Origin of the sequence: Mesorhizobium sp. M0676 (assembly GCF_040320535.1) — a bacterium.
Classification (GTDB): domain Bacteria; phylum Pseudomonadota; class Alphaproteobacteria; order Rhizobiales; family Rhizobiaceae; genus Mesorhizobium.
In genome coordinates this window covers 1-7354 of sequence record NZ_JAMYPU010000064.1, presented here as the reverse complement: position 1 = coordinate 7354, position 7354 = coordinate 1, and the positions used below count along the sequence as shown (strand labels likewise).

At 59.9% G+C, this 7354-nt stretch carries 3 protein-coding genes, 6 pseudogenes and 1 other annotated feature; of the genes and pseudogenes, 3 read left to right on the top strand and 6 right to left on the bottom strand.

The annotated features are described in order from the left end of the window. Positions 1 to 418: pseudogene (locus NKI35_RS31000) on the top strand (transporter substrate-binding domain-containing protein); the annotation flags it as partial. Between the two features lie 823 nt (positions 419 to 1241). Here NKI35_RS31000 and NKI35_RS30995 read toward each other — a convergent pair. Both NKI35_RS30995 and NKI35_RS30990 read right to left on the bottom strand, forming a co-directional pair. Next, the gene (locus tag NKI35_RS30995; protein ID WP_502897197.1) at positions 1242 to 1619 is read right to left on the bottom strand and encodes an ATP-binding protein; all 378 of its coding nucleotides are present in this window, start codon (positions 1617 to 1619) and stop codon (positions 1242 to 1244) included. Beyond that, positions 1597 to 1714 (bottom strand): annotated as a pseudogene (locus NKI35_RS30990) (IS21 family transposase); the annotation flags it as partial. The gene NKI35_RS30995 and the pseudogene NKI35_RS30990, both read right to left, overlap by 23 nt. Positions 1715 to 2446: 732 nt before the next feature. Between NKI35_RS30990 and NKI35_RS30985 the strand changes: the two are divergent. Then, positions 2447 to 3625 carry a M24 family metallopeptidase gene (locus NKI35_RS30985; RefSeq protein ID WP_352742594.1) on the top strand — a complete coding sequence of 393 codons (1179 nt, stop codon included), beginning with the start codon at positions 2447 to 2449 and terminating at the stop codon, positions 3623 to 3625. 116 nt (positions 3626 to 3741) lie between these two features. Here the strand turns inward: NKI35_RS30985 and NKI35_RS30980 are convergent. The 3 genes and pseudogenes from NKI35_RS30980 to NKI35_RS30970 form a co-directional block, all read right to left on the bottom strand. Continuing rightward, positions 3742 to 3944 (bottom strand): annotated as a pseudogene (locus tag NKI35_RS30980) (P-type conjugative transfer protein TrbL); the annotation flags it as partial. A gap of 352 nt (positions 3945 to 4296) precedes the next feature. After that, positions 4297 to 5070: pseudogene (locus NKI35_RS30975) on the bottom strand (IS110 family transposase); the annotation flags it as partial. Positions 5071 to 5384: 314 nt separating this feature from the next. Further along, positions 5385 to 6616 (bottom strand): IS3 family transposase gene (locus NKI35_RS30970; RefSeq protein WP_352742591.1). Its coding sequence is split into 2 segments (ribosomal slippage): positions 5385 to 6325 and positions 6325 to 6616, totalling 1233 coding nucleotides; the frame shifts between segments, so codons are not numbered across the junction. After that, positions 6216 to 6332 (bottom strand) — a sequence feature (AL1L pseudoknot). (Overlaps the previous gene by 117 nt.) Positions 6617 to 6663: 47 nt before the next feature. On the opposite strand from NKI35_RS30970, the pseudogene NKI35_RS30965 reads away from it, so the two are divergent. After that, a pseudogene (locus NKI35_RS30965) lies at positions 6664 to 6852 on the top strand (transposase); the annotation flags it as partial. 45 nt (positions 6853 to 6897) lie between these two features. Here the strand turns inward: NKI35_RS30965 and NKI35_RS30960 are convergent. Further along, positions 6898 to 7122 (bottom strand): annotated as a pseudogene (locus tag NKI35_RS30960) (IS481 family transposase); the annotation flags it as partial. Positions 7123 to 7354: the final 232 nt, after the last annotated feature.

Genomic DNA, 7354 nt, shown 5'->3' with positions numbered 1-7354 from the left:
CCGCGACAAGGGCGTCACAGCGGTCACCGGCTCTGGATGGGCTGCAGTGAAGACCGCTCAGAAGATCGGCATCCCCGATGACAAGGTCCTGCAGGTCGCCGGCGGAGCAGCGGAGGTCGCGCAGGCTGTAAAGTCCGGACGTGCCGACGTTGCCATTGGCGAATCCTTCTCGTTTAAAGTATTCGTTGAGCGGGATGCAAGCCTCGATATGGCCGATCCCTTTACGCAATCCCTCGGACTCGCTGGTGAGGCCATCGCTTTTCTGCCCGACCAGCAGGCGGAGGTCGATGCCTTCAATGCAGCGCTAAAAAACTATCTCGGCTCCGATGAGATGATGAAAGCGGTCGCTAAATACGGCTACACACAGGCGTATCTGCCGCCAAAGAGTTTGACGACTGCCGGGCAGTGCAAGGGCTGAGACGGCAGAACGCTGCCTTCTATTCCATTATCCGGTCGAGCCATGACCGAGCCTGAGGTACGAAGAGAGATTTGACGGCGGCGCGGCACGATCCTCGCCCTTTCGGGAACCGGATCTCCAATTGACCGGATAGGGCGACACCTCACGGTGTTGCCCCCTCCTGCACTTCAAATTTTGGGTTGCGAAAAAGAGCGCCGCCGTCCCGGATGACCGCGCGGCAAGACGTGCCAATGACGCGGCGGCGCTGTTTGCCGTCTGCGACGAACGTCGCGAGGATACGCCGAACCCGCGTACACAAAGGCGGATTGGCGCATTTCAGCGGTTTTGATGCTGTTAAGATTAGCGGCGCGCCCAGGAGGTGCTAGGTTCCGGATGCGTGAAATGGGACCTGAGGCGAATAATTTGCTGAGGAATTTTGCTGAGGAATATTGATGAGCGAAGACCAAATACCGGCACTTGAGGACGATTGCGATTCGACCGCAGATCTGTCCGTGCGAATCGACGTTGTTTGCCTCTTGGGCTAAGCCGAATTCCCCCGGCGCCGTAGTGGCGCCGCCAACGTTTCGGGCCTGCGTGATTACTTCGAGATCATGGCGTTGGTTGGCCAATCGCCACTGTTGCGGACGCCGGTCGCGCTGCAGCTCCGGATGTTGCGCGAGCATGCTCGCGACGGCACTGATCCAGTCAGCGCATGACGTGGGTGTTGATCCGCTCGACAGCCTCCGGATAGCGATTGGCTTCGTCCAGGGAAAAGAAAGTCTGGTTACGCAGCCGGCCGAGAATGCAGCTCTGCGCGAAACGGACGCCACATTCGCTAGCCATGTCAATCGGAGTGACGATTTGAACCGGAGATTGACCCCCCTTCGGCCGGGACAGGGGTCGTCAGCTGCTTTTCGGGTGAACCTCGCATGGCGTTGGCCAGCACCACGACCGTGGTCGCCGTGACGAAATGGACGCTATAGTTCTGCCGGATCGCCTCGCGTCCGAGAGCCACCGCCAGATGTGTCTTGCCCAGGAACATGACCGTCGCCATGGACAATCCAGCGGCAGGGTCCCACGTTCCCGGATCTGGCACTGGATCAAGCGACGGCTGCGCGTCGAAGTCGAAGCCGACCAGTTCGCGCGCAAACGGGAACTGCGCGATCTTGCCTGCATTGGAGATCCGTCCGCCGAGAGGGCAAAGCGCCCGCCTCTTGGGCAAAGCGTTCCGCAGGAGCCACGCCGGACGTTTCCATGCATACGCTGATCGGCAATCTCGCGCGTCCACCTGTCCAGATGCGCATCGGACGCCGCCCATGTTACGCAGGCCAGTTCCTGGCTCACCACATCGGCGTTGCCGCCATGGCAAAAGAAGCGCTGCCGCGTCCCATCGTTCAACCCTTCAAACGCGGTCGGCGAACGGCCAAAGTAGCGCGAAAACTTCGCCACCGTGTATACCTACATCGCTGCGTATCGTGCGCCGAAAGTGAGCTTAACTCGGCCATCTTTGTTGCTCCTGTTGTTAAGATTGCTAACCGCAATCCTTTACAACAGAAGCTTCAACCGGAAACCCACGCACCAAATGCCGCGTCAGCGACTTCGTTCAGACGCATCCCGCTGCCCTGGGCAGACGGATCCAACGATCACTGGCTGGTTGAGAAAGCAACCGGCAACATCCCGGGACCGAAGCCGAGGAGCGCTACTGCGCCATGCTGCAAGAGTTGGCTACGGCAGCGTGCCGCAAGTAAATGGCGTCCGCCAAATCCGGGGCGGCTACCAAAACGTATTAGTCAACGCCTCCACTGCGGCTTTGAGGGCGAGGCTTCACCGGGGCGAAGCGACATGCAACGATCAACGAACCGATGCGGCCGACTCGAGCGGACATATTGTGCACATGACACCCAAAAACGCTGGTTTCCTGCAGGCCGAACGGATACTTCGCACCACCCAACTTCTAAGACCTTGCTACCTTTTCAGGACATGTGGATCGGGCACAGGGGAATGCCGCCCCCGCCGGCATATAAGCTCGATGGACCAAGGATGGACTAAATGAAAGTTTCAGGAATCGACAACGCCGTTATCGAAAAAGATCTTGCATTTCCGGTCTCGGAGTTTGAGCGACGCCTGAAAGCTGTTCGACAGGAGATTACGAATAGAGGATTGGACCTGCTGATTGTCAGTATCCCCGAAAACATATATTACCTTAGCGGGTATCACACACTAGGCTATCCAGCTATCCAGTTCTTGCTAGTGCCAAGCAACGGCGAGCTGCATATTGTGACTCGCGCCATCGAGCAGACTAACGTTAAGGCGTATTCGTGGCTCACTAACAGCTCCAGCTACATGGACCACGAATCGCCGATCGAGGTCCTCGTGGAAACAATTGGAAACATGGGCTACGCCAACTCCATCATTGGCATCGAGAAAACTGGCTGGTTCTTGACAATCGCCCACTATGAAAAGATCAGAGAAGGACTTCAGAGCGCGAGAGTCCAGGACGGATCGATGATCGTCGAAAGCGCACGAGTGGTGAAGTCGGACCTAGAAATTGAATATATTCGTCAGGCTGCCCGGATCGTTGAAGCGGGTATGGAGGCTGGCATAAACCAGATCCACGTCGGCGCAAGCGAGAATGATATCGCTGCCGAAATTCAGCGCGTCGTGACAAGCATCGGAAGCGAATATCCGGGTTATCCGCCGTTTGTTGCGTCAGGCGTTCGTACCAGCTACGCCCATGCAACATGGGCTGGCCGGAAAATTCAAGAAGGCGACCCGATTTTGTTGGAACCATCGGGTACTGTCCGTCGCTACAGTGCGGCCCTGATGCGCACTATTGTCGTCAAACCGGTTAGCCGCGAATTACAGCGCATGGAGGATGTGTCCCGCAAAGCGCTGGAGAACATGCTCGAGGCCATCCGGCCTGGGCGCCCCTTGGAGGAAGTTTGGAAGGTTTGGTCGAACACTGTCACGGACGGCGGCTATGAGGGGCGATTCAAGAGAACGGGCTACTCGATCGGAGTATGCTTTCCGCCGGATTGGGGCGAGGGTCATATCCTTTCCTTTAAGCGCGGAGAAATCCGAGAGCTGCTTCCAAATATGACCTTTCACATTCCTTCTCTGGTCAAGATGTTCGGTTTTGCCGACGTGGGGACAAGTGAGACGATCCGGGTGACTGAAGCGGGATGTGAAATACTTACGAATTTCAAGCGTGAACTTCACATTCGGTGATCGGCGGTGGGAATGATCCAGTATTTAATGACGGGGAGCGGAGACCGTCCTAATAACAAGGCAAAAGGCTGGACCAACCTGGTCTCTCAGCAACGTCCGCGTCTTCCCTGGCGGACGATCGAGGCTCCCTGCACAGCGCCATGGAGGATCGGGCACATACATGGCAAGGATGAAGAAGAACGACCGAGATGCCAGCAATGGCGAGGATGATGGATTCCTGGTCAAATGTGGCGGTAGGTGCCTTCGAGGCGACGCGAGCGATCATGACGAGCGCCATTATCTTGATGCCGACGGAGAAGGCGTAGACGAGATAGCGGACGGTCTTGGTTTAAGGAGAGCCGCGGAGGTCGGCCATCGCCGCATGAGACGAGCTCGCATGACACGGCCGTCCGCTGGCCACGAATGCGTCGAGGCTTGGAAAGCCAGAGTGCACGACGAGTTCTTGTCAATCGAGATCGTGGCCGTCTCTACCTGCGAGAGGGGCGCGCTCACCCCGCTTTGCGGAATGCAGCACTGCGACGTCCACGCCGGACCGGCGCGGGCACAGTGGCGGTCAATCTTTGAAAGCCTGGCCCACGCGGGGGGTAAGCACACTGCCATCGCCGGATGGTTCAGTCCTTTGCCGGGTGATTCAGTAAGACCAATGTAACGAAAAGAAACATCGGAGCCGTGCTGATCCGGCCATGATGTGCGGCACCGAGGCCCGACTGATGCACCCGCGGATTGAGGCCGAAATAGCTGACCAGCTCTTGAAGCCAGCGATGTCGCCGATCGCCGCCGTTAGCCCCACTGCCACGGCCAGGTTGACGCCGGTGATGGAGAGCAGACGCCTGATCGCAGGATCGTCCAAAGTAGTCTTGGCAGTCGCCCGATCGAGGGTAGACCAGATCCTGATCAAGCTCGCGCACGTGCCGCTCGATTGCGAACCGCTCATCGTCGGGCACACGCTGGCGTGCCAGACAGACGCGGCCGCGGACGTTGAACAGATCGGCGTGCGGACACTTCGGGATCAGATCCGCATGAAGGATCGCATGCACCTCGTTTTTGATCCGTGTCCGATGTCGCACAACATGGTAGCGGCGTGCGACCACCCTGCGCATCCGCTCGGTGGCGGCATCCGGCGTCCGGATCTCGGGCAGATAGCCTGCGGCGTACAGGCTGGCCAGAGTGCCCGCGTCGACCTTATGGGCATGGGCGATCGCCTTCACCTGAAGTGGGTTGGCGATGACCACCCGCTTCACAAAGGGCGACAACACCCGTGACACCGCCGTGCAGTTACCGGTCGCCTCGATTACCACCTCGTCTGTCGCCAGAAGGCTCTTACCAAAGCCCTCCAGCGCCGTTAGGGTCATGTAGACACGAGCCCCATGTCGAAGTCTGCCTTCCTCCCAGAAAACCACGTCCCTAAAAGTTCGGTGGATGTCCATTCCAATCACGCGTCGCATTTGCGTCTCCTGTCACATCGAATGACGGGAGCGGCGGGCCCCACGTAACTACGGATCCGCGCTCACAGCGCAACCGGGCGAGTCGCAGAGGCGGCCAGCTACTAACACGAGCTCTCGGCTCATCGTGTGGATCGGCCTGCCCGCACCTTCGTGCTCCCGGTGCCTCCGTCCCGGATGGTCGCACCATACGCCGCGATCCTGGAAACCGCAGCCGGACATCGGCACCGAGAATCTTCATACCGGTTACGAACTCAATAGAGGCGTTGAACTCGAAGTGAACCGCCCCGGGTTTTCCGGAGGCCGTTTCGTTTGAGTCACGCGGCTATGGCTGGTTCATCCAACATGGCGTAGTAGCGTTCCTCGGCTTCTTCGGCCGGCGGGATGTTGCCGATGGGCTCCAGCAGCCGGCGATTGTTGAACCAGTCGACCCATTCGAGCGTGGCGAACTCGACGGCCTCGAATGAGCGCCAGGGTCCGCGTCGATGGATCACCTCGGCCTTATAAAGACCGTTGATCGTTTCGGCGAGAGCATTGTCGTAAGAGTCGCCGACACTGCCCGAAGGTTCGACGCCGGCATCCGCCAGGCGCTCGGTGTATCTGATAGAGACGTATTGGCTGCCTCTATCGCTGTGATGGATGAGCCCGCCTCCCTGCACGGGCCGCCGATCATGGAGAGCCTGTTCCAGGGCGTCCAGAACGAAGCTGGCATGCGCCGTCCGGCTCACCCGCCAGCCGACGATCCTTCGCGCATAGGTGTCGATGACAAAGGCGACATAGACGAAGCCCGTCCAGGTCGCGACGTAGGTGAAGTCGGAGACCCACAGCATGTTCGGCGCCGGGGCATGGAACTGGCGATTGACGTGATCGAGAGGGCATGGTGCCGCCTTGTCGCTCACCGTGGTGCGGATCGGCTTGCCGCGGATGATGCCTCCGAGGCCGATGGCCTTCATCAGGCGGGCAACCGTGCAGCGGGCGACATCGAAGCCCTCGCGTTGCAACTGCCGCCAGATCTTGCGAACGCCGTAGACGCGGAAGTTAGCCTCGAACACGCGTCGGACCTCATCCTTCAAAGCCTCATCCCGCTTCACCCGAGCCGACAGCCGGGAGGGATCGATGCGCTTGGCGACATGGTCGTGGTAGGTCGACGGGGCGATCGGCAGCACCTTGCAGATCGGCTCGACCCCATGCGCCTCGCGGTCATCGTCGATGAACGCGATCATGGCTTGAACCGGCGGTCGAGCTCCGCCTGGGCAAAATACGCGGAAGCCTTGCGAAGTATCTCGTTGGCCTGGCGAAGCTCGCGGTTCTCGCGTTGCAAAGCCTTGAGTTTCGTCGCCACATCCGTAGGCACACCGGCTCGCACGCCACTGTCGCGCTCGGCCTTCTTCACCCACTCATGCAGCGTCTGTGCCGTGCAGCCGATCTTGGCGGCGATCGACGAGACCGCCGCCCACCGCGAGGCATGCTCGCCTTCGTGATCCAGAACCAGCCGCACCGCACGGGCTCGGACCTCGGGAGAGAACTTGTTGGTCGTCTTGCTTGTCATGGCTCCACCTTCTCAGGAGTTGGAGCCTTCGATCAACCCGGGGCGGTTCAAAGCTCAGGCGGGCTGTCAGGGCAAGGGGCCACTTCCCACGCGACGATGCGGCAACCAAGTTGCTCTACCTGATCTTGAACCGATCGGAGAAAGAGTGGAAAATGCCACCTCGTGAGTGGACCATGGCGAAGGCTCAGTTCGCCGTCATCTTCGGCGAGCGCTTCATCAAGGCCATGGCGGCATAATGTTCAACCGCCCGCCCGCACACGGAGGCCCGGCACGCTTGAGAACCGGCTGACGGTGGCGGGCGAGACGCCGACCTCCATGGCGATGTCCTTGCCGGTCAGCCGCTGGCGGCGCAAGGCGACGATGGGCTCGGCCACGGCCTGTTCGGTCATGCCCTGCATCACGGTGGGCCGGGACGAGCGGTCGGCCATGATCTTCGCCGACACACCATACGACGCCCGCGCCTCATGGGCTTTGGAAAAACCGCCTTCTATCACCGCCAGCGCCATCTCCTCTCGACGCAGCGGCAGACGGGCATTCTGTGGATGTTCATTCGGGCCCTCCGACGAGTGCTGAAGCCTGGTAACTCCAGTCTCCTCGGTCCGGTCCGAATGGACAACCTGGTCGTGTCCCATCAGGTGGTGTAGCTCGGCGGTAGCGAAGCCGCTCACGAGCGCGCCGTTAGTAGCGCTGTAGCGAGCGAGCGGCGTGTGGGTGGTCATCGGCGCTTTCCGGTAGGGT

Excerpts from the sequence above, each read along its gene's own strand:
- NKI35_RS30985 (WP_352742594.1), top strand. The coding sequence starts at position 2,447 with ATGAAAGTTTCAGGAATCGACAACGCCGTTATCGAAAAAGATCTTGCA.